Raw genomic sequence first — 25,093 nt, forward strand, 5'->3', positions numbered from 1 at the left:
CGAAGGAGACCCCGATGCCACCTGTGATCCGGCCCCGGCGCCTGCGTACCACCCCGGCGATGCGCCGGCTGGTCGCCGAGACCTCGCTGGAGCCGCGACATCTGGTGTTGCCGATGTTCGTCGCGGACGGCATCGACGAGCCGGTGGCGATCTCGTCGATGCCCGGGGTCGTGCAGCACACGATGGATTCGCTGCGCGGTGCCGCGGCCGAGGCGGTCGCGGCCGGTGTCGGCGGGCTGATGCTGTTCGGTGTGCCGCGTACGGAGGACAAGGACGCGACCGGGTCGGGCGCCGACGCCGATGACGGAATTCTCAACCGGGCCCTGCGCACCCTCGCCGACGACCTCGGGGACACCACGGTCCTGATGGCCGACACGTGCCTCGACGAGTTCACCGATCACGGGCACTGTGGCGTCGTCGACGACCGGGGGCGCGTCGACAACGACGAGACCCTCGACCGCTACGTGTCGATGTCGCTGGCGCAGGCGCGAGCGGGTGCGCATCTCCTCGGGCCGAGCGGGATGATGGACGGCCAGGTCGCCACGATCCGCGCAGCCCTCGACGCGCAGGGTTTCACCGACACCGGCATCCTGGCCTACGCCGCGAAGTACGCCTCGGCGTTCTACGGTCCGTTCCGGGAAGCGGTCGGCTCGTCATTGCAGGGAGACCGGCGCACGTATCAGCAGGACGCGGCCAACCGGGTCGAGGCGCTGCGCGAGGTCCGCCTGGACCTCGAGGAGGGTGCCGACATCGTGATGGTGAAACCGGCGATGAGCTACCTCGACATCGTGCGCGACGTCGCCGAGTTGAGTGACGTCCCGGTCGCGGCCTACCAGATCAGCGGCGAGTACTCGATGATCACCGCCGCCGCCGAACGCGGTTGGATCGACCGGGACGCCGCGATCCTGGAATCGCTGACCTCCATCCGACGGGCCGGTGCGTCGATCATCCTGACCTACTGGGCGGCCGAGGTGGCCCGACGCCTGTCGTGACGCCCTCGCGCGGCGGGTGACCCGCGCACGGCGCACGTGGTGATCCCGCGGTTCACTAGGCTGGTCCCATGTCCGCACCGTACGACCCCGCGCCCGCGTCCGACCCCGGCGCGCCGTCGCGACCGAAGATCCCCGACTCCGTCTCCATCGCCGTCGAGTTGTGGGTGGTGGTGATCGTCGGACAGATCGTGGCGTTGTTCGCGCAGACGGGCACCTTCGTCGACATGATCCGCGATCAGGTGCGCGCGACCCCGCAGGAGGGTGTCCCGCCCGAACAGGTGGACTTCATGACCTCGTCGGGCTTTGTAGTGGGCGTACTGGTCGCGACCTCGCTGTTCTTGACCGCGATCACCGCGCTGTTCGTCTGGTTCACCCGGAAGGGCTACAACTGGGCGCGTGTCGTGTTGTCGGCGATGGGCGTCTACGTCGTGGTCAGTCTGTTGTTCTCGCTGTTCGGTGACACGTCGCCGGCGTGGGCGATGATCCCGCAGGTGATCAGTGGCGTCGCGGCGCTCGGTGCGACCGTGCTGCTGATGCGTGGCGATTCCGAGAAGTACTGCCGCGCCATGGCGCAGGCGCGCAAACCACAGCCGGTCCACCCGCCGATGCAGCCGTACCCCTACGGCCAGAGCCCGTACGGACAGAACCCGTATGGACAGAACCCCTACGGCCAGAACCCGTATGGCCAGAATCCTTACGGCCAGAACCCCTATGACCATCGCCCGTACGGTGAGAATAGGCCGTATGGTGACAGCGACCCATGGGCCGAGCGCGTCACCCCGCACTCCGAGGGGCCCGAGAACCCGGGCTCCGAGAATCAGAACGAAGGACCGAAGAACCAGTGACAAGTCCCGATCCGGCGCTGCGTCCGAAACTCGTCGTCTGGGCCTACCGATGCTGGTTGACCTCGGGAGCGCTGCTGATCGCTCTCGGCGCGCTGGTGGTCGTCGTGTCTGCGGTCGGCGACTCCGGGACGGTGACATCCGGGGTGCTGGGCGCGATGGTCGCCGTCGTGGGCGTCGCCTACATCCTGCTCGGCAGCAAGGCATTCACCGGGGACGCGAGGTGGCGCTCGTCGCTGGCTGCGCTGACCCTGGTCGTCGTGGCCATGCTGCTGTTCCTCAGCCTCGGGATGAACTTCTTCGCGTTCCCGTTGCTCGCGGGGATCGTCGGCCTCTTCGGGTCGTTGCTCGCCTACCGGCCGCCCGCCGAGGCCTGGTTCACCGGCAAGGCCCCGGAGCCTCCGGCACGCTCGCGTGAGAAGAACCCGTGACCGACGACCCGGACGGCCGCGAGCCCGCAGAACCCGAGACTGCAGAACCCGACACTGCAGAACCTGAGGCCGCCGAAGACGACGCCATGGAACAACCCGAACCCGTCGAACCCGCGGGGGAGGTCCTGTTCGCGGAATCCGGCGGCAGCTGGTGGGTGGTCCTCATCGGTCCGATCCTGGTCGGGTCGGTCCTGGCGATGGAGGTCGCCGGGCCCGGTCAGGTGCACTGGCCGGTGCTGGCGATCTTCTTCGTGCTCCTGCTCGGCTTCTCCCTGGTGCAGGTGTCCGCCGCCCGCCGTCACGTCAGCGTCGAACTCACCGAGACCACCCTGCGGCAGGGTGCGGTCACGACCCCGCTCGCCGACATCGCGAAGATCTTCCCGCCCAATCACGGCCACACCCCGGAGGACTGGGAGAGTGCCTCCGCGCTCGGCGAGCTGCACGGCGTCCCTCGACGCCGCAGCGGCATCGGCGTGGAGCTGACATCGGGAAGGCTCGCGCAAGCATGGGCCCGGGACGTCGAGAGGCTGCGGAGCGAGCTCACACAGGCGCATGAGGCGGTCCGTTTGGGGCTGCCCCCGCGGGGGACCCCGGATGCCGGACGGAAACCGGGGGATCAGGGCGTGACGGGAGATCAGGGCGTGACGGAGTGACGCCCGTCCCGGCTGTCGCGGTAGGCGCGGCGGCGTAGGTCGCCGAGCCAGGACGGCGCGAACTCGACGCCGCTCGGACGGTGCAGGATCGGATCGAAGTCGACGTCGAGCCCGGTGAGAACGTGGTCGAGTTCGATCCGGACCACGGGTACGAACCGTCTGGCACCTGCCTCCAGGACGATCACGATCGGTTCGTTGCGGCGTAGTCGAGCCGCCAGGTCCTCGATCGACAGCCCAGCGGAATCCGATGGTTCGAGGATGCGGGCACGAATCCAGTACAGGTCGCCGTCCCACCGGTAGGGCGTCAGGCTCGACACCGCGGTGGCCCAGTGCGTCGTCGGGAGAGGCACGGGCAGGCGGCCGGCCAGCGGAGCCGGTCCGGCGAGCAGGAGATCCCAGGCGCCGGCGGCGTCGGTCGACGGCGAGACGCCGCCGTTGCCGACCGTGCCCTGACCGGTCGACGGGAAACGGATCGCCAGCCCGACGATGTCGGGGAGCGAACCCGGGGTACCGATTCCCTTCGACACCCGCACCGACACGGGGCCACTGCGGAAGGGCAGTGGGTGGTCGGCGGACAGCGCGGCGCGGCCTCCACACAGCAGGCCGTCGGGGTGGAACACCCGGGCGTGCCGGAGGGCGCTGAGCCAGCGGAACGGCATGGAGACGAGGTCGGGAAGTGCGCTCATGGATACTCCGGTTGTCGAGTGGACGCACGCGCGCCCGACCGCAGCGAGGTCTCCACCGCGGAGTCGGCGGCAGTATGCCCCCGTCGCCGATGGTCAAACTCCGGCACCGAGAACGACGAGCGGCCACCGTCTTGTCGACGGTGGCCGCCCTGGTCTCGGTGGCCGGGAGTCAGCCGTTTTGCAGCATGGGCGCGCGCAGCAGTTCCTCCGGGACACCGAATGCGTCGACGAGTGAGCGTGCGTGTGGGCGCAGTTCCTGACAGAGCTCGTTCACGCCGCGGCGGATCGCCTTGGCACGCTCCACCGAGATGTGACGGTGCATCATGAACCAGGAGAGGTCGTCCTCCAGTGCCGAGTAGACGTACAGGTCGCACACCTTGCCCAGAAGGTCTGCTGCGGACCGCGAATCGCAGTTCTCGATCGCCTCGACGAAGGCTTCGAGCACGACGCGCTCGATGTGGGCGTGTCCCACCTTCAACAGGTGGTCCTGCGCGTTGTTGAACACCTCGAAGGCGTTGTTGTCGTCGTCGAGGGCGCGGCGGAGACGTTGCGCACACGTGCGGACGAGGTGATCCTCGCGGTTGCGGAACAACCGGATCTGCGTGCTGCGGTCGGTGAGTGCCGACTTCTCGGTGTCTTCGTCGGAACCGTCGAGCAGGGTCTGCACGACCTGCCGGACCGCAGTCTTCTCGGCCACCACGTCGCGAGCCATCCCGGCGATGAACCGCACCCAGCCGCCGGCCGAGAGTCCTTGCACGTCTTCGGAGTACGCCGACAGCAGCTCCTTGGCGATGAGCTGCGTCATGATCGTGTTGTCGCCCTCGAAGGTGGTGAACACGTCGATGTCGCCACGCATGATCGACAACTGGTTCTCGTCGAGATAACCTGCGCCGCCACAGGCTTCGCGACTGACATTGATTGCGTGCGACGCGTGCCAGGTGGCGTAGGCCTTGAGGCCGGCGGCCTGACCCTCGAGCTGGCGCTGACGTCCGGCATCGGAGTCGTCGGGGGCTACGGACTGCACCTCGTGCAACTCGTCGACGATCTCGTTCTGCGCGAAGCCGATCGCGTACGACTTGGCGATGAGGGGCAACAGCTTTCGCTGGTGTCCGAGGTAATCCATCACGGTGATCTCGTCGGTGCCCTCGGGCGCCTCGAACTGCTTGCGGATCAGTCCGTAGCGGGTGGACAGCGCCAGCGCCTTACGGCCGGCGGCGCCAGCGGTCGCCGCGACACTCACCCGACCACGGATCAACGTGCCGAGCATGGTGAAGAAGCGACGGTTGGTGTTCTCGATCGGCGAGCTGTAGCTGCCGTCCTCGGCCACGTCGGCGTACCGGTTGAGCAGGTTCTCCGCGGGGATGCGGACGTTGTCGAACATGATCCGGCCGTTGTCGACGCCGGCGAGTCCGCCCTTGTATCCGCAGTCGCTGGTGGTGACACCGGGCAGGTCGTTGCCGTCCTCGTCGCGGATCGGCACCACGAAACAGTGCACGCCACGGCCTTCGGCCTCTTCGTCGGGTGCGCCGGTCACGAGCTGTGCGAACACCGCGGCGTAGTGGGCGTGCGCGGCGGCGCCGCCGATGTAGTCCTTGCGGGACGACGGGGTCGGGGAGTTGATCACGAACTCGCGGGCATCGCGGTCGTAGGTCGCCGTGGTCTCGATGGCCTGGACGTTCGAGCCGTGCCCGGTCTCGGTCATCGCGAAGCAACCGAGGACGCTCAGGTCGATGATCCCGGGCACGTACTTGTCGTGATGCCGTGCGGTGCCGAGGTTCTCGACGGCGCCGCCGAAGAGGCCCCACTGCACACCCGCCTTCACCATGAGGGACAGGTCGGCATAGCCGAGCATCTCGATGGCGGTGATCGACGCGCCGATGTCACCGCTGCCGCCGTGGTCTTCGGCGAAACCGGCGGCTGCGAAACCCTGGGAGGCCAGATCGCGCATCACCTCGAGGGTGTGGGCGCGGGCCTCGTCGAGTGTCCGAGCCGGATCGGGCAGCAGGTCGGCGCGATTCGAGTTCGCCCGCACCGTCTCCCTCGTCGTCCGCCAGCGACCGTCGAGGACGAACCGCAGATTGTCGACCAGCAGGGCCCGCTCGTCCGCGGACAGTTCGTCGTCGGCGGAGACAGAGGCCGGCGTCACCGGGTCGTCGACGGTCGGTTCGGTGGCGATGGGAGTCGGACTCGTCGTCGAAGGAGTCTTCTCGGTGGGAGTCTTCTCGGTGGGAGCAGTGGGGGTTGCCATGGCTCCACCGTACGTAGTGACCTGGCGTCGGACCCAGCTTTTGTGGCGGTCGCTACTGATGAGTAATGCGCACCGATCCGCTGCGCAGGTCGGCACCGAACCCCCTCCTCGGGACCGGCCCGCAGGCCGCGTCGACTCGGTGTGGTGATACTTGACCCATGTCAGTCGCGGACACCGATCCGGCCGCGTTCCGCACGCGCGTCGTCGCCGAGTCGATCAGGCTGTTCAGTGAGCACGGTTACGAGTCGACGACGGTCGACCAGCTCGCGGCCGCCGCGGGCATGTCACGTCGGACGTTTTTCCGGCAGTTCGGGTCGAAGGAGGACGTGATCTTCGCCGATCACGAGTCGCTGCTCGCGCAGGTTGGCGATCGGCTCGCCGACTCCGACGACGACCCCTGGCTGGCAGTCTGTGGCGCGGCCGAACTGGTCTTCGCTCATTTCGTCCGCGACCGGGACCTCGCGGTGCGCCGGGCTCAGGTGGTGCAGGAGGTACCGGCGCTGCGCGATCGCGAACTGGTGACGACGTATCGGTACCAGGGCGCCTTCGAGGAGTTCCTGCGCGCACGGCTGCCCGATGAGTCTCCGGTTCACGTGGTCGCCTATGTCGCGGCGGTCACGGGTACCCACAACTTCCTGCTCAGGCAGATGATCCGCGGCGACGACCGGGCGACACCGGAACGGCTGCGTGTGGAGCTGTCCCGAGTTGCGATGGCACTCGGTGCCGGGCGCGGCCCGGGTGGGTCGCCGGCGGCGCAGAAATCGGACAGACGGGTCACTGTCGTCACCTATCCGACGGGGACGTCACCGGCGGAAGTCGCACGTCGGGTGGCCGAAGAGCTGGGCGAGGGCTGAGTCTCGCGAACAGCCGCGGGACATTCGTCGCCGATTCCAGGACAATCGGCGGGGTAAGGGTTCGCGTGGATTGACATGGCACTGAGTGCCGTGTTGCACTGGTCGTCAACATCTGCCGGTACATGCGTGCCGGGAACGAACAGGCACCTCAGGTGCCGTGAGGAGTTGTCATGGGTTACGGAAATCCCGACTTCAACGTCTTCGAGCTCCCGGAAGAGCACATCGCGCTGCGTGAGGCGATCCGTGCGCTGTCGGAGAAGGAGATCGAGCCCCACGCCGCCGACGTCGACGAGAACTCCCGATTCCCGCAGGAGGCCCTCGACGCCCTCGTCGCGTCGGGTTTCAATGCCATCCACGTGCCCGAGGAGTTCGGCGGCCAGGGTGGCGACTCCATCGCCGCCTGCATCGTCATCGAGGAGGTCGCCCGTGTCGACGCCTCGTCGTCGCTGATCCCGGCCGTCAACAAGCTCGGCACCATGGGCCTCATCCTCAACGGCTCCGACGAGCTCAAGCAGCAAGTGCTCCCGTCCATCGCCTCCGGTGAGGCCATGGCGTCGTACGCACTGTCCGAGCGTGAAGCCGGCTCCGAAGCGGCGGGCATGAAGACCCGTGCGCGCAAGGACGGCAACAACTGGGTGCTCAACGGCTCCAAGTGCTGGATCACCAACGGCGGCAAGTCGACCTGGTACACCGTCATGGCCGTGACCGACCCGGAGAAGAAGGCCAACGGCATCTCCGCGTTCATGGTGCACAAGGACGACCCCGGCTTCACCGTCGGCCCGCTGGAGAAGAAGCTCGGCATCAAGGGCTCGCCGACCGCGGAACTGTACTTCGAGGACTGCACCATCCCGCTCGACCGCATCATCGGCGACGAGGGCACCGGCTTCAAGACCGCGCTGCAGACCCTCGACCACACCCGCCCGACCATCGGCGCGCAGGCCGTCGGCATCGCGCAGGGCGCACTCGACCAGGCGATCGCATATGTCAAGGACCGCAAGCAGTTCGGGAAGCCGATCAGCTCGTTCCAGGGCGTCGAGTTCATGATCGCCGACATGGCGATGAAGGTCGAGGCCGCTCGCCTCATGGTCTACACCTCGGCCGCCCGCGCCGAGCGCGGCGAGAAGAACCTGGGCTTCATCTCCTCGGCGTCGAAGTGCTTCGCCTCCGACGTCGCGATGGAGGTCACCACCGACGCCGTCCAGCTCTTCGGCGGCGCCGGCTACACCCGCGACTTCCCCGTCGAGCGGATGATGCGTGATGCCAAGATCACCCAGATCTACGAGGGCACCAACCAGATCCAGCGCGTCGTCATGAGCCGCGCGCTGCTGCGCTGATCGCCCACCCCGCTGGTTGAGCCGCGTCGAAACCAACGACATTCGCCCCGCCGGTTTCGACCGGCGGGGCGAATGTCGTTTCGTACCGCCCGCTCCCGTCGACTGTGCGCCGGATTCCGTTGACCGTGCATCGTTTCGCGTTGACTGTGCGTCCGACTTCGTCGGCTGTAGAGCTTTCGGGTCGGCGGCCTGCGGTCGACCGTGCCCGTGCTCGGGTGGGCACATGAAACCAAGATGGCCTCCGCTGCGTCCGAGTGAGTATGACGACATTCGAGACCGGTCCCGTTTCCCTGACCACGCGCAACGAGGTGGTGCTCCGGGAAGGGACGTCGGATCAGTTCGACGCCGGGTTCCGGCATCTGCGAGGCAGCAACTTCATCGAGCGGTCGACCTTGCTCACCGCCCGCCAGCGCATTCTCGGAGTCGCTGCGAGTGCGCAAGGCGAGCCCGTCGTGGCGGGGATGGCGGCGTCGATACTTCTCGGATCGGCGTGGTACGACGACGACTTCACCATCGAACTCGTCCGACCGGCGAACGGATCAGGACGGCCCGCCAAGGGAACCATTACTCACCGATTCGACATCGACCCGTCGGATTGGTGCGTTGTCGACGGCGTGCGGGTCACGACACCCCTCCGGACGGCCTTTGACATCGGTCGCATGCAGCCGGCCTGGCTTGCGCTCGGTTATCTCGACTCCCTGGCCAGGGCCACCGATCTGGACAACCTGGCCGTCGCCCGCTACGCCGATGCTCAACGGAGACGACGCCATGTCCGTCAGATCCGTGAGCTCGCTTCTCTGATCGACGACCGAGCCGAGTCTCCACCCGAGAGCTGGGTGCGGCTCCTCATGTTCCGGTCGGAGCTTCCCACACCGGATCTGCAGATCGTCGTGACCGATCGAAGCGGAAACCCCTTCGCGCGAATCGATCTGGGATACGAAGCATTGAAGATAGGCGTCGAGTACGACGGCGAGGACTTCCACTCGTCACCGGAGCAGAGTGCTCGGGATGAAGCGCGGGACGCTTCACTGCGTGAGCAGGGGTGGATCATGATCCGGGTCGACCGGCGTCGCCTTCGTGACGAGCCGTTCGGGATCATCGTCGAGATCATCAAAGCGATGAAGGCACGAGGTGCGTACTGATCACTGTGTCGTCGATCTGCGACGCACAGTCGACGGGATCGGACGCACGGTCGACGGGATAAGACGCACGGTCGACGTCAGGCGTACGCCGACCGGAACTCGATGCGGGCGTTCTGTTTCCGGGCCGCGTCGCGGAAGTTCTTCATCGCGCGTTCCATGTGGAAGCCGTTGGTCACGATGATGGCCCCGTTCGCACCCATGGCCTTGAGCATGCCGACGGTGTAGTGCGCGTTCTGTACGGTCGACGTCGACCGTCCCTCGTTGACCATCTGCCACATGGGGATTCCGCGTCGGATCAGGCCGAGGTTCATGAACTGGGCTTCGGTGACGGGCAGCCAGTGGGTGTCGCCGCCGGAGACGATCATGCGGTTGAACGGGTGTTTCTTGCCGAGGTTCGCCGCGACGTCGAGCCTGCGCTTCAGAACGTCGGGGGTCTGGCCGAGAACGCCGAACTTGGCACCCAGTACGACGATGTAGCGAGTCGGCGGGCTCTGCCAGAGGAAGTTGCTGTTCGGGGTACCGAGCTCTGAGCTGCCGAGGTCGACGCTACCGAAATCGGTACTGATTGCGGCATTTTCGACGTGGGGGGCCGGTCCTGACGGCGCGACGGTGATGGCCACCGCCGCCGCCGTGGCGACTGCGGCCGCGGCCATGACGGACCGAGAGGTTCTACGACGCATGGTGACCGATACTAGAGATCAGTACGGTCGTGCAGGTTTCAGATTGATAACACCTGCATCACTAGTCACATACGTAACAATCGTTGACCGCCGTCGAACGATGGAACAGCCCGGAAGAAGGTCAGGTCAGAGCGATGTACTTCACCGACAGGTACTCGTCGATGCCCTCGCTGCCGCCCTCACGTCCGATCCCGGATTGCTTGATGCCGCCGAACGGCGCGGCGGCATCGGAGATCACACCCCGGTTGACCCCGACCATCCCCGAATCCAGGCGCTCCGCGACGCGCATGCAGCGCTCGAGGTCGCGACTGTAGAAGTAGGACGCCAGGCCGTATTCGGTCGAGTTCGCGGCCGCGATGCCCGCGGACTCGTCGTCGAAGGTGCTGATCACCGCGACTGGGCCGAAGATCTCCTCGCGTGTGACCGGCGCGTACGGATCGACGTTGTCGAGAACTGTTGCCGGATAGAAGAAGCCGCGACCACCCGGCCGTTCACCACCCAGCCGCACGCGGGCGCCGTCGCCGACGGCCTGTTCGACCGCCTCTGTGACCTTGTCCCGCTGGTCCGCGTTCACCAACGGTCCCAGGGTCACCCCGTCGGAGTAGCCCGGCCCCATCCGGACCTCCGACATCTTCGCCACGAGCTTCTCGGTGAATTCCTCGGCGACACCGGCCTGAACCAGGAACCGGTTGGCCGCGGTGCATGCCTCGCCGCCGTTGCGCATCTTCGCGGCGAACGCACCTTCGACGGCCGCGTCGACATCGGCGTCGTCGAAGACCAGGAAAGGAGCGTTGCCGCCGAGTTCCATCGACGTGCGTTGCACCCGTTCGGCGGCCTGGCCGAGCAGGCTGCGGCCCACCGGTGTCGAACCGGTGAAGCTGATCTTGCGGATCCGGTCGTCGGTGATCAGCGCCGAGGACACCTCACCGCTCGACGTGGTGGGCAGGACCGACAGCACGCCCGGCGGCAGGCCCGCGTCGGCAAAGGCGTCGGCGAGGGCGAGCATCGTCAACGGTGTCTCGCGGGCCGGTTTGACGATGATCACGTTGCCCGCGGCGAGCGCGGGACCGATCTTGCGCGTCCCCATCGCGAGCGGGAAGTTCCACGGGGTGATGGCCAGGCACGGCCCGACGGGTTGATGGGCCACCAGGATTCGTCCGTTTCCGGCCGGTGCCGGACTGAACCGGCCCCCGATGCGCACGGCTTCCTCGGCGAACCAGCGTAGGAACTCCAGGCCGTAGGTGGTCTCGGCGCGACTGTCGGGTAGGGCACGGCCGAGTTCGAGCGTCATCAGCATCGCGATGTCGTCGGCGCGGTCGGTGAGTAGTTCGAAGGTCCGGCGGAGGATCTCCCCGCGCTCGCGCGGTGCGGTGGCCGCCCAGTCCGCGGACGCGGCGACCGCGGCCTCCAGCGCGGCATGGGCGTCGGTGACGCCGGCATCGGCGACCGAGACGAGCGATCGCTCGGTGGCCGGATCGAAGACGTCGAAGCTGTTCCCCGACGCCGCGGGGACGGACTTCCCGTCGATCCAGAGCCCGGTCGGCACCGCGTCGAGCACGACCTGCGGGTCGAGAAGGTTCGTGTCGCCGGTGTCGTCGCCACTCATCGGAAGTCACATCCTCACTCGTCGGTTTGCTATCCGAACCCTACTCCCGACCTCGGGATCGACCCGCTGAGCAGCGATGTTGCCGAGTGGTCGAGATGCGGTGACGATGGCGTCGTGGCGAAACGAAGGCTGTTGGCGACCGTGACCGGAATCGTCGCGGCGGGTGTTCTTCTCGCCGGGTGCGCACAGTCGGCGCCAAACGACGCACAGTCGACGGAAACGCCTGCCCAGTCGACGCAAAACAACGCCCAGTCGACGGAAACGCCTGCCCGGTCGACGAAGTACGTCAACCTCGGCGACAGTTTCAGCGCAGGCACCGGCGTCAGCCCGCTGGAAGCGGACTCACCGATCTACTGCCAGCGGTCGTCGAAGAACTACGCGCACGTCGTCGCCGAGGACGAGGACTTCGACCTCACGGACGTCAGCTGCGCGGGCGCCGACACCGAGGACCTCCGCGCGGCGCAGCACCAGGGTGTGCCGCCGCAGCTCGACGCGCTCGACGACGACACCGACGTCGTGACGCTCATGATCGGGGGCAACGACAAACAGACCTACGGTCGCGCGATACGGCTCTGCCGCGAGGTGGCCGACGCCGACCGCACCGGCTCGCCGTGCACCGATCGCTACGGCCGATCACTGATCGACCCGGTCGCCGCCGACATCTACCCGGCCGTCCGTCAGGCGTTGCGCGACGTCCAGGACCGGGCGCCGAACGCCCGCGTCCTGCTTGCCGGGTATCCGTGGCTGCTCCCGCCGACCATCGGTTGCTACCCCGAGATGCGGCTGGCCGAGGGCGACGTGCCGATGATCCGTGAGCTCCAGACGGCGCTGAACACCTACGGCCGCCGCGCGGCGGAGGACGAGGGAGTCGAGTTCGTCGACATGTCACAGGTGTCCGAAGGGCATGACGCGTGTGCCGGCGACCAGCGCTGGATCGAGCCGATGACCACCCCGGGCCCCGGTGCGGTGCACCCCAACGAACAGGGCCAGGCGGCGATCGCCGAGCAGGTCCGCAAGGCGCTCGCGGGGTAGTCCCGGCCCGCGCGACGGCGGGGTCGACCCCCTCTGACCAGCGAGGATTTGGGTCACCCGGTGCCGTTTGGAACACTGTAGGCCGTGACCCCCTCCGCTGCTGCCACGCCCGCTCCCGGAACGGCCGCCTCCGCCGCGCTGTTCACCCGCGCGACGCAGGCCATCCCGGGCGGCGTCAACTCTCCGGTGCGCGCGTTCTCCGCGGTCGGCGGGACCCCGCGCTTCATCGCCTCCGCGGCCGGATGCCGGCTCACCGACGCCGACGGCAACGACTATGTGGACCTCGTCAGCTCCTGGGGTCCGATGATCCTGGGACATGCCCACCCGGCCGTCGTCGAGGCGGTCCGTGAGGCGGCCACCGGCGGCCTGTCCTTCGGTGCGCCCACCGAGGCCGAGATCGAACTCGCCGAGGAGATCATCGGCCGCGTCGACCCCGTCGAGCGAGTCCGGTTGGTGAATTCGGGCACCGAGGCAACCATGTCGGCGATCCGGCTCGCCCGCGGTTTCACGGGCCGGTCCAAGATCATCAAGTTCGCAGGCTGCTACCACGGTCACGTCGACGCGCTTCTGGCCGCCGCCGGTTCCGGCGTCGCCACGCTGGGGCTGCCGACGAGTCCCGGCGTCACCGGCGCGTCGGCGCACGACACCGTCGTGCTGCCCTACAACGACCTCACGGCCGTCGCCGACGCCTTCGCCGAGTTCGGCGACGACATCGCTGCCGTCATCACCGAGGCCGCCGCGGGCAACATGGGTGCCGTTGCACCGGTCGACGGCTTCAACGCGGGCTTGCGCGACCTCACCCGACGCCATGGGGCGCTGCTCATCATGGACGAGGTCATGACCGGTTTCCGTGTGAGCCCGAGCGGCTGGTACGGCCTCGAGGGTGTGGCCGGCGACCTCTACACCTTCGGCAAGGTGATGAGCGGGGGACTGCCTGCCGCGGCGTTCGGCGGCCGCGCAGATGTCATGGAACGGCTTGCACCGACCGGGCCGGTCTACCAGGCCGGCACGTTGTCGGGGAATCCCGTCGCCGTCGCCGCCGGCCTCGCGACCCTGCGCAACGCCGACGTCGAGGTCTACCGGACACTCGACGCCAACGCCGACCGACTCGCGACCCTGCTGCACGAGTCCCTCTCCGCGGCAGGGGTGGCCCACCGCGTGCAGAAGGCGGGCAGCCTCCTGAGTGTGTTCTTCACTACCGACCCGGACATCCCGATCCTCGACTACGCCGGCGTCTCCGCCACGCAGACCTGGCGGTTTGCGCCGTTCTTCCACGCTCTGCTCGAGCGTGGCGTCTATGCACCGCCCAGCGCCTTCGAAGCCTGGTTTGTGTCCGCGGCGCTCGACGAGGATGCTTTCTCGCAGATCGCCGATGCGCTGCCCGCGGCAGCGCAGGCGGCCGCGACCGCAGCCACACCGGGGGACAACGCCTGATGCACACGATCGTCCACATGATGCGCCACGGAGAGGTCGACAACCCCGACGGCATCCTCTACGGCCGTCTACCCGGCTTCCGTCTCTCCGGCGACGGCCAGGCGCAGGCGCGCAAGGTCGCCGACGCCCTCGCCGACCACGACATCAAGGCCGTGTTCGCCTCGCCGCTGCAGCGCGCGCAGGAGACGGCGACACCCATCGCTGCCGCGCACGGGGTCCCGATCCTCACCAACGACGATCTCATCGAGGCCGACAACGTCTTCGAGGGTCTCAAGGTCTCGGTCGGCGACGGCGCGCTGAGCAAGCCGCGGCACTGGCCCAAATTGCGCGACCCGTTCACACCTTCCTGGGGGGAGCCCTACATCCAGCTCGCGCACCGCATGCTGGCAGCGGCCAACAAGGCGCGCGACGCCGCTCGCGGTCACGAAGCCGTCTGCGTCAGCCACCAGCTCCCCGTGTACACGCTGCGCCGGTTCCTCGAAGGTCAGCGACTCTGGCACGACCCGCGCCGCCGGCAGTGCTCGCTGGCGTCGCTGACCAGCCTCATCTACGACGACGACGCCCTCGTCGACATCATCTACTCCGAACCGGCCGGGGCCTCGGACCCACTGGCCACCGGTGCGTGAGCGGGTAACAACAGTTTTCCGATCGAAGGTCTGACGTAGTGCGCAAGTTCCTCCTGCCGGCGATGCTGTCGGCCCTGGTCATGCTGGTCGCCGGGTGCAGTACCGGCGACGATGCGGTCGCGCAGGGGAACACCTTCCAGTTCGTCTCGCCGGGCGGGCAGACCGTCATCACCTATGCGCCCGACGAGCGCAAGCCGATCGCCGACGTCACCGGCGAGGACCTCGTCACCGAGCAGCCACTCTCCCTGTCCGACGACCGATTCGCGGACAAGGTCGTCGTCGTCAATGTGTGGGGATCGTGGTGTGGACCCTGCCGCGGTGAGGCCGACGACCTCGAGCGCGTCTACGAACGCAACCGCGCCGACGGTGTGGAGTTCCTCGGCATCAACCTGCGCGACGACCGCGAGTCGGCGAAGGACTTCGTGATCGACCGCAAGGTCGGCTTCCCGTCGATCTACGACTTCCCGGGCATGTCGCTCGCCGCGCTGACCACGCCCACCTCGGTGGTGCCGACGACGATCGTGCTCGATCGCGAGCACCGTCCGGCGGCGGTGTTCCTCAAGGCGGTCCCCGACAACGAGCTCGACGAGGTCGTCAAGCGCGTCGCGGCCGAGCCGGCGGGGCAGGTGTGATGGATCCGTCCACCCTGGAACCGACCACCCTGGTGCTCGCCTCGTCGATCGGCGACACGTTCGCCGACACCGTCTCCAGCGGACCACTCCTCCTCGCCTTCGCGGCGTGCCTGCTCGCCGGACTCGTGTCCTTCGCCTCTCCCTGCGTCGTCCCCTTGGTCCCGGGCTACCTGTCCTATCTCGCGGGTCTCGTCGGGGCGGAGGCGCCCGCGGTGAAGGTGGGCGAGAGCGCCAAGAGCGGCCGCTCACGGGTCGCGCTCGCCGCCGGTCTGTTCGTGCTCGGCTTCACCGTCGTCTTCGTCGCGGCCACCGCGACCGTCCTCGGTGTGACCAGCACGTTCATCATGAATCGTGAACTGCTGCAACGCATCGGCGGCGTCGTCACCATCGCGATGGGCCTGGTGTTCATCGGACTCATCCCGGCGCTGCAGCGCGAGGTCCGCTTCGAGCCGCGGCGGGTCTCGAACCTCGTCGGCGCGCCGTTGCTCGGCGCGGTGTTCGCGCTCGGCTGGACGCCGTGCCTCGGGCCGACGCTGGCCGCGGTGATCGCCACGGTCAGCGGGACAGAGGGTTCGACGGCGGCCAAGGGCGTGACGCTCATCGTCGCCTACTGCCTGGGCCTGGGCCTGCCCTTCGTGGTTCTGGCGTTCTCCTCGGCGTGGGCCCTGCGCAGTCTCGGTTGGCTGCGCCGCAATGCGCGCACGATCCAGGTCATCGGCGGCGTCCTGCTGATCGGGGTCGGCATCGCCCTGCTGACCGGCTGGTGGGACCAGTTCATCGTGTGGGTCCAGGTCCGTTTCGTCACCGACACCCAACTACCGATCTGAGTGCTGGCCTCATGACCGATCTGACCGACCGCCCGCAGGTGGACACCCCCGAGCCCACCCCGAAACCCCATTGGGCCCGTCGCCGGGTGCTGTGGCCGGTGCGCAACCTGTGGCGTTCGCTGACGTCGATGCGGACCGCGCTGATCCTGCTGTTCCTGCTCGCCCTCGCCGCGATCCCGGGTGCGCTGCTCCCACAACGCGAGCTCAACGAGCAGAAGACCCTGGAGTACATCGCCGACCGCGGTCAGCTCGGCGTCTGGATGGACCGGCTGCAACTGTTCGACGTCTTCTCCAGCGCCTGGTTCACCGCGATCTATGTGCTGCTGTTCATCTCCCTCGTCGGCTGCCTGACGCCGCGGATGGTCGAACACTTCCACAGCCTGCGGGCCAAGCCCGTCGCCGCACCGCGCAACCTGTCCCGGCTGCCGCGGCACGTCAGTCACACCGTCGACGGCGACCCCGAGGCGGTTGCCGAACGCATCAACGGCCGGCTGCGCGGCTGGCGGCGCGAGGTCGTGGTCCGTGAGCCGAGCAAGGCCTACCCGGACGGATGCGTCGAGGTCTCCGCGGAGAAGGGTTACCTCCGCGAGTTCGGCAACCTGGTGTTCCACTTCGCGCTGCTGGCCCTGCTGGTGTCGATCGCGCTGGGCAAGATGTACGGCTACGAGGGCACCCGCAGTCTCGTCGCCGACGGCGAACAGGGGTTGTGCAACACCTCGACCGCTGTCTACGACTCCTTCCGCGCCGGCAATCTGGTCGACGGCACGGACCTGTCGCCCTTCTGCTTCCGGGTGGACGATTTCTCGGCGACCTTCCTGCCCAGCGGTCAGCCCGACATGTACGACGCAACCATCCGGTACGCCGCGGGCAGTGACGGCAGTGTCGGCAACCTCGGCGATCCCGCCGGCTGGGACACCACCTCGGTGCGGGTCAACGAACCGCTGCGCGTCGCGGGCGATCGGGTCTACGTGCTCGGCAACGGTTTCGCGCCGACCTTCACGGTGACCTTCCCCAACGGGGAGAAGCGCACGCAGACCACCCCGTTCGTGCCGGATGAGCTGCAGACGATGCTCTCGTCGGGTGCCGCACGGTTCGACACCCCGGCGGGCCTCTATCCCGATGCCGACGACCGACGCAAGAACCAGATCGCCCTCGAGGGCCTGTTCGCGCCGACCGCCTCCTTCCACGGCTCGCTGCTGACGTCGGCGTCGCCGGAACCCGGCGATCCCTTCGTCGCGATCCGTATCTTCAAGGGCGACACCGGTCTCGACACGGGCAAGCCGCAGAACGTCTACTCGCTCGACCAGGAGCTCATCGAGCAGGGCCGCCTCCAGCGCCAGGCCCAGGTGAACCTCGGGGTGGGCCAGAGTCACACCCTCGCCGACGGCACGACCGTGACCTTCGACGGTTACGAACGCTGGGTGTCGGTGCAGGTCTCGCACGACCCTGCCCAGATCTGGGTGCTGGTGAGCGCGATCGTGATGCTCGGTGGTCTGCTGGTGTCGCTGCTGATCCGTCGCCGCCGCATCTGGGCCCGGCTGGTCCCGGTGTCGGCCGCGAGTAGCGGAGCCGACGGCGACGACCGGGCCACCGATGATCACGACAGTGGGCAACGACGTACTGTAGTAGAGATTGCCGGGCTGGCGCGCACCGATCAGGCGGGCTGGGGTGAGGGCTTCGACGAGCAGGCGGCCGATCTGGTGGCCGACGGCGCCGACGGATCCACCTCGCGGCGAACGACCCGGCGGCTCTAGCAGCCGGCGAAAGGAAGCACATGAACTCCGAAGCTCCAGCGATGCCGATCGACGAGACGCTCGCGCGATACTCGGACCTGCTGTACGGCACCGCCATGACGGTCTATGTCGTCGCGGTCATCCTGTTCCTGGGCGCGCTCGCCGCGGTGCGGGGTCGTCGCCTCGAGCAGAAGCAGCTGGTGAACGCGGGTGCGGACGGGGCCGAGGCACGGTTGCCCGGACGTGTCGACGAGTCCTCGCGCCGGACGCTGGGCGAAAAGCTCGGCAACATGGCGCTACCGGTCGTGATCGTCGGACTCGCCGCCCACATCGGTTCGATCGTGCTCCGCGGTATCGCGACCGACCGCGCGCCCTGGGGCAACATGTACGAGTTCATCTCGATGACGTGTGCCGCCGGCGTGCTCGCCGGACTGATCATCCTGCGCAAGCGCGAACACCGCCCGTTGCTCTCGTTCGTGCTGCTGCCCGTCATCTTGTTGATGTTCATCGCCGGGCGCTGGCTCTACACCCAGGCTGCGCCGGTCGTGCCGGCCCTGAAGTCCTACTGGCTGGCCGTGCACGTGTCGATCATCTCGGTGTCCTCGGGCATCCTCCTGGTGTCGGGTGTCGCAAGCATCCTCTACCTGGTCAAGATGCGCTGGGCGGCGGCGTCTCCCGACGACTCCGCGGCGGCCGCGAACCGTCCGGGCCTCAGCGGAGCGATCCGGCGGGTCGTCGAACACCTGCCGTCGGCCGAACACCTCGATCGCCTGGCCTACAAGTGTGTCGTGATCGGCTTCCCGCTCTTCGGTCTCGGCGTCATCTGTGGTGCCATCTGGGCCGAGGCGGCCTGGGGCCGGTTCTGGGGCTGGGACCCCAAGGAGACGGTGTCGTTCATCGCGTGGGTGATCTACGCGGCCTACCTCCACGCCCGCGCGACGGCGGGCTGGCGCAGCAATGCCGCGGCGTGGATCAACGTCGCCGGATTCGTGGCGATGCTGTTCAACCTGTTCATCATCAACCTGGTCGTCTCGGGCCTGCACTCCTACGCGGGGCTGTAGGGCTCGGCCCGGGCGGGCACCGTCAGTCGGTTGCTTCGCTCGGTGAGTTCTCTTCGGCCTTCTTGGCGAGCGCCTGCGCCTTGACCAGTTTCAGCAGATCGATGAGGGCGTCGATGGTGTCCGGGCACAGCGAACCCATGTCGATCCCGGAGAGATGGCTTCCGGTGACCTGGAGCATCTCGACGTAATTCTGTTGCTGCCGAACACGTTCGAGGTCTTCGTCCGGATTGGACAGGAAGTACGTGACGCTGACGTCGAAGGCGCGGGCGATGGCCTCGACCGTCCGGAACGACGGGGTGCGGGCCTTGCCGGTGCGCAACTGGGAGATGTACGCGTCGGACAGCGAGTAGCCGAGACGATTTGCCTTCTCGGCGATCTTCTTGCCGGTATATCGGACGCCGTTCTCGTCGCGGCTGTGTTCGAAGAGGTAACCGATCTTCTCGGCGAAGCTCAGGTCGTCATCGGTTGACGTCCCTCGCGGAGATCGTCCCGCGTTCAACGGCGCCTTCTCTCGGATCAGCCATCGTGGAGTCGATGGTGAAGTGGACGATACCCTACCCCTGGGTATGTTCCGCAGAGACGTTCTGAACCCGGTCTCAGCTTTTCTGTCCGGCGTCACGCCTCAGATGTCGTCACCGTCGGTGCCGTTGGTGCCGCGGGTGCGATTGTCCAGGTCGCGGAGAAAGTCGGGGTCGTCGTCGGGTCCGACCGGACCGCGGGGACGGGGGCGACGAGGACCGGACGAGGGGGTGTCACCGGACTCGTCGGCGTGCGGTCCGAAGGCACGCCACATGAGGAAACCGATGGCGAGCAGACCCAGAACGGCGAACAGATAGATCATGACAACCTCCCGACGACCAGCGTACGTGAGATGTATGAGCGGCCAGGCCAAACGCCTGCTCGACCCACACATCTCGACCGAACGTATGAGTCCGGCACGCAGGGTGGAGCCGTCGGGAGAACGGGGTGGACCGCCGCGGTCAGTGGGTCCGGCGGTTGAGCAGCGCGACGACGTCCTCCTCGCGGAAGCGTCGATGGCCGCCCGGGGTGCGGATCGAACCGAGGATGCCGGAGCTCGCCCAGCGGGCCACCGTCTTGGGATTCACGTTGAACATCGCGGCGACCTGGCCGGGGGTCAGCGTGTGCTGGCTGGCGAGTCCCGGGGTGATGTAGGTCGTGGGCGGTGCTGTTTCGATGCTGGTCATGGTTCCCCCTGTGCGTGTTGGAGTGCTCGGTCGGTGCGCCGAGGTGGCGAAGCGGCTCTGCACGTGGTGGACGAGTTCTTCATGAATACACGCAAATCGCCCAGGTACTCGAACCGTCAGCAGCAGGTAAAGAGCGTGCAAAGGCCCGCGACCTGCAGGAGCGAGCGGACCGCCCAGTAGGCTGAGGTGGTGAGTGAACCGCACGACCCCACCCCCGGCAAGAAGGCCACGCCCGACGAGGCCGCCCGCCCGACGACCTCCCCGGACACCGCTCCGCAGGGGAGTGGACGTCCGATGACCCTGGCGGTGGCCCTGTTCGCCTACACGTTCGCGCGGTTGCTGCTCGTCGCCGCGGTCGTGGTGATCATCATGGTCGGCGGCAACCTCGTCGACGTCGAGGTGCCCTTCCTCGTGGCTGCGGTGTTCGGCGTCTTGATCGCCCTCCCGCTCGGCATGGTCCTGTTCAAGACCCTCCGTCTGAAGGTGAACAGCGAGATCGCGGCACTCGAGGCCGGTCGCCGTTCCAAGCACGACGATCTGCAGGCCCGGCTCCGCGGCGAGAAGTGAGTTCAGAGTTCGTGGGCACCGACCTGTGAAGCCGACGCGACTGGTCGACCGTCGCGCGGACCGCGCCTGGACCCAGAACGCGGTCCGCCTCATCGAGGCCGACGGCCGACGCAGCGCCGACACCCACCTGCTCCGCGTCGCGTTGCCCTCGTGGTCGCGCTGGGCCGAACCCGACGGGACCCGACCCGGCGGGGACACCGGTCGCGAGGTCGGCGTGGACCTCTACGTCAAGGACGAGTCGACCCATCCCACGGGTTCGCTGAAGCATCGCCTGGCACGCTCGCTGTTCCTCTACGCCCTGTGCAACGGGTGGGTCGTCGAGGGCACCCCGGTGATCGAGGCGTCGTCGGGGTCGACGGCGGTGAGCGAGGCCTATTTCGCCGAGCTCATCGGCGTCCCGTTCATCGCGGTGATGGCGAGGAGCACCTCGCCGGCGAAGACGGCCCTCATCGAACGCCACGGCGGGCGGTGCCATTTCGTCGATCATCCCGGCGAGGTCTACGCCGAGGCGCTGCGCCTCGAGTCCGAACTCGGTGGCCATTTCATCGATCAGTTCACGATGGCCGAACGTGCGACCGACTGGCGCGGCAACAACAACATCGCCGAGTCGATCTTCGCCCAGCTGGCCGAGGAAGAGCACCCGATTCCCACGTGGATCGTCGTGGGCGCCGGTACGGGCGGTACGTCGGCGACCCTGGGGCGATACGTGCGCTACCGACGTCACGACACCTGGCTGGCGGTCGTCGACCCGGAGAACTCGGTGTTCCTGCCGGCCTACGAGTCCGCCGACGGCACGCTCACCGCCGACGTCGGCTCGCGCATCGAGGGCATCGGCCGGCCGCGAGTCGAGCCGTCGTTCATCTCGCAGGTGATCGACCGGATGATCGGCGTGCCCGACGAGGCGTCCATCGCCACCGCCCGCCGCGTGAGCGATCTCCTCGGGCGGCGCGTCGGTGGTTCGACCGGCACCAACATGTGGGGGGCCTTCTCGCTCGTCGCCGAGATGGTCGCCGCGCGGACTCCCGGCAGCATCGTCACATTGCTCTGCGACTCGGGGGATCGGTACGCGACCACCTATTTCGACGACGATTGGCTGGCCGCCGGTTCGTTCGACCTCGGCCCGGCCGCGACGGTGCTGGACGAGTTCTTCGCCACCGGTCGCTGGACCGCCTGAGACCCGGGCCGGACACCGCGGGTGGGTTACGATCCCGGAGTGTCGAAGCAACCCGGGCGCACGCCCGGCACCGGAAGTGCCCTGGTGGAGGCCGTCGACCTGGTGCGCGAGTACCAGATGGGCGAGGAACGGGTTCGCGCCCTCGACGGGCTGACCCTCTCGATCGACGGCGGGCAGTTCGTGTCGGTGGTCGGACCGTCGGGAGCCGGGAAGAGCACCCTGCTGCACGTGCTAGGCGCGCTCGACACCCCGACGTCGGGGCGGATCAGCATCGACGGCGTCGATCTCGGCGCGCTCGACGACACCGCCGCCTCGGAGTTCCGGCGCCATCGCGTCGGGTTCATCTTCCAGTTCTTCAATCTCGTGCCGACGATGTCGGCATGGGAGAACGTCGCATTGCCCCGGCTGCTGGACAACCAGTCGCTGCGCAAGGCGAAACCCCGTGCCGTCGAACTGCTTCGGCGGGTCGGCCTCGGAGACCGGGTCGATCATCGACCCTCGGAGCTGTCCGGCGGCCAGATGCAGCGCGTCGCGATCGCCCGCTCGCTCATCATGGACCCGACGATCCTGCTCGCCGACGAGCCGACGGGCAACCTGGACTCCAAGACCGGTGAATCGGTCCTCGAAGTGCTCTCGGAGGTCGCGCACGACACCTCCGACCGGCTCGTGGTCATGGTGACCCACGATCCGAAGGCGGCTGCGGTCGCCGACACCACGATCACGGTTCGCGACGGGAAGATCGCCTAGTGCCGACCCGCGGTCGACACTCCGCCCTCCTCGCAGGTCTCACCCGCATCCGGCTGCTCAACCTGCGCGAGATCCGCACCCATCGTCTGCGTCTGATCACCTCGCTCGCGGTGGTGATCGTGTCGTCGGCATTGCTGATCGCGGTACTCGGGACCTACGGGTCGGCGTCGGAGTCGGTGCGCGACTTCAACAACGCGGTGTCCGGTGTCGCCGACATCGAGGTCGCGGGCATCACCGACACCGGCGTCGACGAATCCCTGGCCGGCGAGATCCGTCGCGACGTCGACGCGGCATCGGCCGTCGTCCCGATGATCCGCGGGTCGGTCGTCATCGACGGTTCGGCGGTGCCGCTCCTCGGTTCCGATCAGCGCGTCACCCAACTCTCGGGCAGCCTCCGGGCTGCGGTGCAGCAGGAGCAGACGGGTAGCGGTGAGCCGGGGACAGTCGACCTCGAGCGATTGCGCACCGGCGTCTTCGTCGGTCCGGGTCTCGGACTCGAACGCGGAGACCGATTGACGGCCAACGGGATCGAGGTGGAGGTCCTCGAGGTGGTCGACACCGAGCAGGCCGCCGACCTCAACAACGGCCGCTTCGTCTTCGCCTATGTCGATCTCGCGCAGCGGCTCGTCGGGCTCGAGGGCCGCCTGGATTCCATCCTCGTCGTCACCGAACCCGGTGCCGACGTGTCCGCGGTCCAATCGCAGGTGAAGGACATCGTCGACCGCCGCGCGGTGGTGGTCGACCCCGACTTCCGCGCCAAGCAGGCCGAGGTCGCTAGTTCGGTGACCCGCGATGCAACCCTGCTGGTCTCGCTCGTGTCGCTCGTGATCGCCGCCTTCCTGGTCTTCAACACGATGAACATGGCCGTGGCGTCCCGGCGCAAGTCGCTCGCGATGATCCGGGCGCTGGGCGCCAAGCGATCCCACCTCGTCGGTGACATGCTCGGCGAGGCCGCGCTGATGGGTCTCGTCGGTGGCGCGCTCGGCATCCCGCTCGGGATCCTGGCGGGGCGCGCGGTGATCGGCAGTCTGCCCGAACCGCCGGCCGACTCCGTCGGCACCGTCATCAACTACCACCTGCCGGGTTATGCGCCCGCGGCGGCCGTGATCGCCTGTGTGGTGGCATGTGTCGCGGCGACGACCCTCGCCGCGCGGGCGGTGTTCGCGGTATCCCCGGTGGAGGCGATGGCGCCGGTCGAGGTGTCGGACTCCTCGACGCGTCGCGGCCCCGCGGTGATGATCGCCGCGGTGCTCGGGGTCGCCGGCCTGATCGCGTCGTGGGTCGTCGTGTCGACCGTGCCGGGCCGGCCGGCCATCGTCGCCGGGGTCCTCTACCTCGTCGGTGCGCTGCTCCTGTGCTTCGCACTGTCGAAACCCCTGGCGTGGGCGGTGGTTCGGGTCGCGCGCTGGTTCGGCGGTCCCGGCCGGCTGGCCTCGGTGAACACCGAGCGGGCGCCGCGGCGCGCGTGGGCGACGCTGATGACCGTCGCGGTGGCCATCGCGGTCGGGATGGGGACGTCCGGCGCGCTGGACAATCTGGTCTCGTCGATGTCGAAATCCCTCGACGGGCTGGGCGATCCGGACTTCTATGTGTCGTCGACATCGGCCGCGAGCCTGCCCCTGGGGCCGATCCTGCCGGGCTCGGTGGCCGATCGCGTCGCCGCGGTGCCCGGCGTCGCCGAGGTGGTCGGCGGTCAGTGGGCCGCGGTGAACATCGGCGAGAGCAAGGCGAACGTGCAAGGTCTGGAGCCTGGTTCGCGGGCCCCGTTCATGCGCAAGGCCTCGCCGGAAGCGGTGGCGAGCGTGCTGGCCGGTGACGGCATCCTGATGTCGAATGTCCTCGCCCGCGCGCTCGACGTGGACACGGGGGACACGGTGGAACTCGCGACCCCCAACGGGCCGCGGCAGACGGTCGTGCGTGACACGGTCGACTACGTCTCCCTGGATTCCGGGGTGGCGGCCGTGTCGCAGGACTTGTTGGGGGACTGGTTCAATCGCGACGGTGACACGTATCTGCAGGTGATCACGGCGCCCGACGCCGATGCGGATCAGGTTCGTCGGGACCTCGAGGCGCTGGTCGAAGGTGTCCCGACGACGGGCAACAAGCCGATCTGGGTCTACAGCGGCGCAGAGGCCCTCGCGGCCACGCAGGCGACCGTCGAGCAGGCGGGCGCGTTCGCGGTCGCCATCCAGTGGATCGTCGCCGGTGCGGCTGCGATCGCACTCCTCAACACGCTGCTGCTGTCGGTCCTCGAACGACGACGCGAGTTGGGCGTCCTGCGGGCGATGGGCGCCTCGCGCAGGTTCGTCTCGCGCACGGTGCTCGCCGAGGCGGGCGCGGTCGCCCTGGTCGGATCGGTGCTCGGCGTCGTCCTCGGTGCCGCGATGCACCTACTCAGCAACCAGATCCTGACCATCACGACGTCCCTGACCGTCCTCTACTCACCGCGACCGTCGGCCCTGCTCTTCGTGACGATCGCGGTGGTGCTCTGTCTGGTCGGCGCGTTCGTACCCGCGGTCCGTGCCGGTCGCATGAACATCAGCGAGTCGATCCAGAACGAGTAGTCCGCTCCGGTCCCGGTACGCGA

At 68.0% G+C, this 25,093-nt stretch carries 25 protein-coding genes; 18 read left to right on the forward strand and 7 right to left on the reverse strand.

All coding sequences use genetic code 11. From position 1 onward, the window contains the following. Positions 1–14: 14 nt before the first annotated feature. The 4 genes from hemB to ACFW3F_RS02765 all read left to right on the forward strand — a co-directional run bounded on the left by hemB (position 15) and on the right by ACFW3F_RS02765 (position 2,918). On the forward strand, positions 15–992 hold the full coding sequence (gene hemB / locus ACFW3F_RS02750; RefSeq protein ID WP_388054067.1) for a porphobilinogen synthase: 978 nt from the start codon (positions 15–17) through the stop codon (positions 990–992). A gap of 68 nt (positions 993–1,060) precedes the next feature. Continuing rightward, positions 1,061–1,837 carry a hypothetical protein gene (locus tag ACFW3F_RS02755; protein ID WP_388054069.1) on the forward strand — a complete coding sequence of 259 codons (777 nt, stop codon included), beginning with the start codon at positions 1,061–1,063 and terminating at the stop codon, positions 1,835–1,837. Beyond that, a complete protein-coding gene (locus tag ACFW3F_RS02760) occupies positions 1,834–2,265 on the forward strand; it encodes a hypothetical protein (RefSeq protein WP_388054071.1) in 432 nt (143 codons plus the stop codon). Before ACFW3F_RS02755 ends, ACFW3F_RS02760 begins: the two co-directional genes overlap by 4 nt. Further along, the gene (locus tag ACFW3F_RS02765) at positions 2,262–2,918 is read left to right on the forward strand and encodes a DUF3093 domain-containing protein (RefSeq protein ID WP_388054073.1); all 657 of its coding nucleotides are present in this window, start codon (positions 2,262–2,264) and stop codon (positions 2,916–2,918) included. The genes ACFW3F_RS02760 and ACFW3F_RS02765 overlap by 4 nt, the downstream gene beginning before the upstream one ends. Here the strand turns inward: ACFW3F_RS02765 and ACFW3F_RS02770 are convergent. Both ACFW3F_RS02770 and ACFW3F_RS02775 read right to left on the reverse strand, forming a co-directional pair. Beyond that, complete coding sequence (locus ACFW3F_RS02770; protein ID WP_388054075.1) at positions 2,900–3,604, reverse strand: hypothetical protein; 705 nt, start codon at positions 3,602–3,604, stop codon at positions 2,900–2,902. The genes ACFW3F_RS02765 and ACFW3F_RS02770 overlap by 19 nt on opposite strands. A gap of 169 nt (positions 3,605–3,773) precedes the next feature. Further along, complete coding sequence (locus ACFW3F_RS02775; protein ID WP_388054077.1) at positions 3,774–5,852, reverse strand: acyl-CoA dehydrogenase; 2,079 nt, start codon at positions 5,850–5,852, stop codon at positions 3,774–3,776. A gap of 158 nt (positions 5,853–6,010) precedes the next feature. Between ACFW3F_RS02775 and ACFW3F_RS02780 the strand changes: the two genes are divergently transcribed. From ACFW3F_RS02780 to ACFW3F_RS02790, 3 genes are all read left to right on the forward strand, one after another. Then, entirely contained in the window at positions 6,011–6,706 is a 696-nt protein-coding gene (locus tag ACFW3F_RS02780; RefSeq protein WP_388054079.1) for a TetR family transcriptional regulator, read from the forward strand. 170 nt (positions 6,707–6,876) lie between these two features. Beyond that, entirely contained in the window at positions 6,877–8,040 is a 1,164-nt protein-coding gene (locus ACFW3F_RS02785) for an acyl-CoA dehydrogenase (RefSeq protein ID WP_388054081.1), read from the forward strand. Positions 8,041–8,300: 260 nt separating this feature from the next. Then, positions 8,301–9,182: an endonuclease domain-containing protein gene (locus ACFW3F_RS02790; protein WP_388054083.1), complete on the forward strand. Its 882-nt coding sequence runs from the start codon at positions 8,301–8,303 to the stop codon at positions 9,180–9,182. A 77-nt stretch (positions 9,183–9,259) separates the two neighbouring features. Here ACFW3F_RS02790 and ACFW3F_RS02795 read toward each other — a convergent pair whose 3' ends face one another. Together ACFW3F_RS02795 and ACFW3F_RS02800 are read right to left on the reverse strand one after the other, a co-directional pair. After that, positions 9,260–9,862 carry a YdcF family protein gene (locus ACFW3F_RS02795; RefSeq protein WP_388054085.1) on the reverse strand — a complete coding sequence of 201 codons (603 nt, stop codon included), beginning with the start codon at positions 9,860–9,862 and terminating at the stop codon, positions 9,260–9,262. 121 nt (positions 9,863–9,983) lie between these two features. Continuing rightward, entirely contained in the window at positions 9,984–11,468 is a 1,485-nt protein-coding gene (locus tag ACFW3F_RS02800; protein WP_388054087.1) for an NAD-dependent succinate-semialdehyde dehydrogenase, read from the reverse strand. Between the two features lie 114 nt (positions 11,469–11,582). Between ACFW3F_RS02800 and ACFW3F_RS02805 the strand changes: the two genes are divergently transcribed. The 7 genes from ACFW3F_RS02805 to ccsB all read left to right on the forward strand — a co-directional run bounded on the left by ACFW3F_RS02805 (position 11,583) and on the right by ccsB (position 18,813). Further along, positions 11,583–12,500 carry an SGNH/GDSL hydrolase family protein gene (locus ACFW3F_RS02805; protein ID WP_388054089.1) on the forward strand — a complete coding sequence of 306 codons (918 nt, stop codon included), beginning with the start codon at positions 11,583–11,585 and terminating at the stop codon, positions 12,498–12,500. An 84-nt stretch (positions 12,501–12,584) separates the two neighbouring features. After that, positions 12,585–13,934, forward strand: a complete 1,350-nt coding sequence (gene hemL, locus ACFW3F_RS02810) for a glutamate-1-semialdehyde 2,1-aminomutase (protein ID WP_388054091.1) — start codon at positions 12,585–12,587, stop codon at positions 13,932–13,934. Next, positions 13,934–14,560, forward strand: coding sequence for a histidine phosphatase family protein (locus ACFW3F_RS02815; RefSeq protein WP_388054093.1), 627 nt, complete (start codon positions 13,934–13,936; stop codon positions 14,558–14,560). Before hemL ends, ACFW3F_RS02815 begins: the two co-directional genes overlap by 1 nt. 38 nt (positions 14,561–14,598) lie before the next feature. Next, entirely contained in the window at positions 14,599–15,192 is a 594-nt protein-coding gene (locus ACFW3F_RS02820) for a TlpA family protein disulfide reductase (RefSeq protein WP_388054095.1), read from the forward strand. Then, a complete protein-coding gene (locus ACFW3F_RS02825; protein WP_388054097.1) occupies positions 15,192–16,019 on the forward strand; it encodes a cytochrome c biogenesis CcdA family protein in 828 nt (275 codons plus the stop codon). The genes ACFW3F_RS02820 and ACFW3F_RS02825 overlap by 1 nt, the downstream gene beginning before the upstream one ends. A gap of 11 nt (positions 16,020–16,030) precedes the next feature. Beyond that, positions 16,031–17,773, forward strand: coding sequence for a cytochrome c biogenesis protein ResB (locus ACFW3F_RS02830; RefSeq protein WP_388054099.1), 1,743 nt, complete (start codon positions 16,031–16,033; stop codon positions 17,771–17,773). Between the two features lie 20 nt (positions 17,774–17,793). After that, on the forward strand, positions 17,794–18,813 hold the full coding sequence (gene ccsB, locus ACFW3F_RS02835; RefSeq protein WP_388054101.1) for a c-type cytochrome biogenesis protein CcsB: 1,020 nt from the start codon (positions 17,794–17,796) through the stop codon (positions 18,811–18,813). A gap of 22 nt (positions 18,814–18,835) precedes the next feature. Here the strand turns inward: ccsB and ACFW3F_RS02840 are convergent, their stop codons facing one another. The 3 genes from ACFW3F_RS02840 to ACFW3F_RS02850 all read right to left on the reverse strand — a co-directional run bounded on the left by ACFW3F_RS02840 (position 18,836) and on the right by ACFW3F_RS02850 (position 20,018). Beyond that, on the reverse strand, positions 18,836–19,312 hold the full coding sequence (locus ACFW3F_RS02840) for a helix-turn-helix domain-containing protein (protein ID WP_388054103.1): 477 nt from the start codon (positions 19,310–19,312) through the stop codon (positions 18,836–18,838). A 123-nt stretch (positions 19,313–19,435) separates the two neighbouring features. Further along, complete coding sequence (locus tag ACFW3F_RS02845) at positions 19,436–19,654, reverse strand: hypothetical protein (protein ID WP_388054105.1); 219 nt, start codon at positions 19,652–19,654, stop codon at positions 19,436–19,438. A 139-nt stretch (positions 19,655–19,793) separates the two neighbouring features. After that, complete coding sequence (locus ACFW3F_RS02850) at positions 19,794–20,018, reverse strand: BldC family transcriptional regulator (RefSeq protein WP_388054107.1); 225 nt, start codon at positions 20,016–20,018, stop codon at positions 19,794–19,796. Positions 20,019–20,207: 189 nt separating this feature from the next. Here ACFW3F_RS02850 and ACFW3F_RS02855 point away from each other — a divergent pair, with 189 nt between their 5' ends. The 4 genes from ACFW3F_RS02855 (at position 20,208) to ACFW3F_RS02870 (ending at position 25,070) form a co-directional block, all read left to right on the forward strand. Beyond that, entirely contained in the window at positions 20,208–20,585 is a 378-nt protein-coding gene (locus ACFW3F_RS02855) for a DUF4229 domain-containing protein (RefSeq protein WP_388054109.1), read from the forward strand. Between the two features lie 25 nt (positions 20,586–20,610). Beyond that, positions 20,611–21,759, forward strand: coding sequence for a PLP-dependent cysteine synthase family protein (locus tag ACFW3F_RS02860; RefSeq protein ID WP_388054111.1), 1,149 nt, complete (start codon positions 20,611–20,613; stop codon positions 21,757–21,759). Positions 21,760–21,876: 117 nt separating this feature from the next. Beyond that, positions 21,877–22,506, forward strand: coding sequence for an ABC transporter ATP-binding protein (locus ACFW3F_RS02865; protein ID WP_388054167.1), 630 nt, complete (start codon positions 21,877–21,879; stop codon positions 22,504–22,506). Further along, the gene (locus ACFW3F_RS02870; RefSeq protein ID WP_388054113.1) at positions 22,506–25,070 is read left to right on the forward strand and encodes an FtsX-like permease family protein; all 2,565 of its coding nucleotides are present in this window, start codon (positions 22,506–22,508) and stop codon (positions 25,068–25,070) included. Before ACFW3F_RS02865 ends, ACFW3F_RS02870 begins: the two co-directional genes overlap by 1 nt. Positions 25,071–25,093: the final 23 nt, after the last annotated feature.

This window comes from Gordonia sp. NPDC058843 (genome assembly GCF_042743165.1).
Lineage (GTDB): Bacteria > Actinomycetota > Actinomycetes > Mycobacteriales > Mycobacteriaceae > Gordonia.

Bases quoted from the DNA above. Each gene is read 5' to 3' on its own strand.
- hemB (WP_388054067.1), top strand. From the start codon at position 15: ATGCCACCTGTGATCCGGCCCCGGCGCCTGCGTACCACCCCGGCGATG.
- ACFW3F_RS02755 (WP_388054069.1), top strand. From the start codon at position 1,061: ATGTCCGCACCGTACGACCCCGCGCCCGCGTCCGACCCCGGCGCGCCG.
- ACFW3F_RS02770 (WP_388054075.1), bottom strand. From the start codon at position 3,604: ATGAGCGCACTTCCCGACCTCGTCTCCATGCCGTTCCGCTGGCTCAGC.
- ACFW3F_RS02775 (WP_388054077.1), bottom strand. From the start codon at position 5,852: ATGGCAACCCCCACTGCTCCCACCGAGAAGACTCCCACCGAGAAGACT.
- ACFW3F_RS02780 (WP_388054079.1), top strand. From the start codon at position 6,011: ATGTCAGTCGCGGACACCGATCCGGCCGCGTTCCGCACGCGCGTCGTC.
- ACFW3F_RS02785 (WP_388054081.1), top strand. From the start codon at position 6,877: ATGGGTTACGGAAATCCCGACTTCAACGTCTTCGAGCTCCCGGAAGAG.
- ACFW3F_RS02790 (WP_388054083.1), top strand. From the start codon at position 8,301: ATGACGACATTCGAGACCGGTCCCGTTTCCCTGACCACGCGCAACGAG.
- ACFW3F_RS02795 (WP_388054085.1), bottom strand. From the start codon at position 9,862: ATGCGTCGTAGAACCTCTCGGTCCGTCATGGCCGCGGCCGCAGTCGCC.
- ACFW3F_RS02800 (WP_388054087.1), bottom strand. From the start codon at position 11,468: ATGAGTGGCGACGACACCGGCGACACGAACCTTCTCGACCCGCAGGTC.
- ACFW3F_RS02815 (WP_388054093.1), top strand. From the start codon at position 13,934: ATGCACACGATCGTCCACATGATGCGCCACGGAGAGGTCGACAACCCC.
- ACFW3F_RS02825 (WP_388054097.1), top strand. From the start codon at position 15,192: ATGGATCCGTCCACCCTGGAACCGACCACCCTGGTGCTCGCCTCGTCG.
- ACFW3F_RS02830 (WP_388054099.1), top strand. From the start codon at position 16,031: ATGACCGATCTGACCGACCGCCCGCAGGTGGACACCCCCGAGCCCACC.
- ccsB (WP_388054101.1), top strand. From the start codon at position 17,794: ATGAACTCCGAAGCTCCAGCGATGCCGATCGACGAGACGCTCGCGCGA.
- ACFW3F_RS02845 (WP_388054105.1), bottom strand. From the start codon at position 19,654: ATGATCTATCTGTTCGCCGTTCTGGGTCTGCTCGCCATCGGTTTCCTC.
- ACFW3F_RS02850 (WP_388054107.1), bottom strand. From the start codon at position 20,018: ATGACCAGCATCGAAACAGCACCGCCCACGACCTACATCACCCCGGGA.
- ACFW3F_RS02865 (WP_388054167.1), top strand. From the start codon at position 21,877: ATGGGCGAGGAACGGGTTCGCGCCCTCGACGGGCTGACCCTCTCGATC.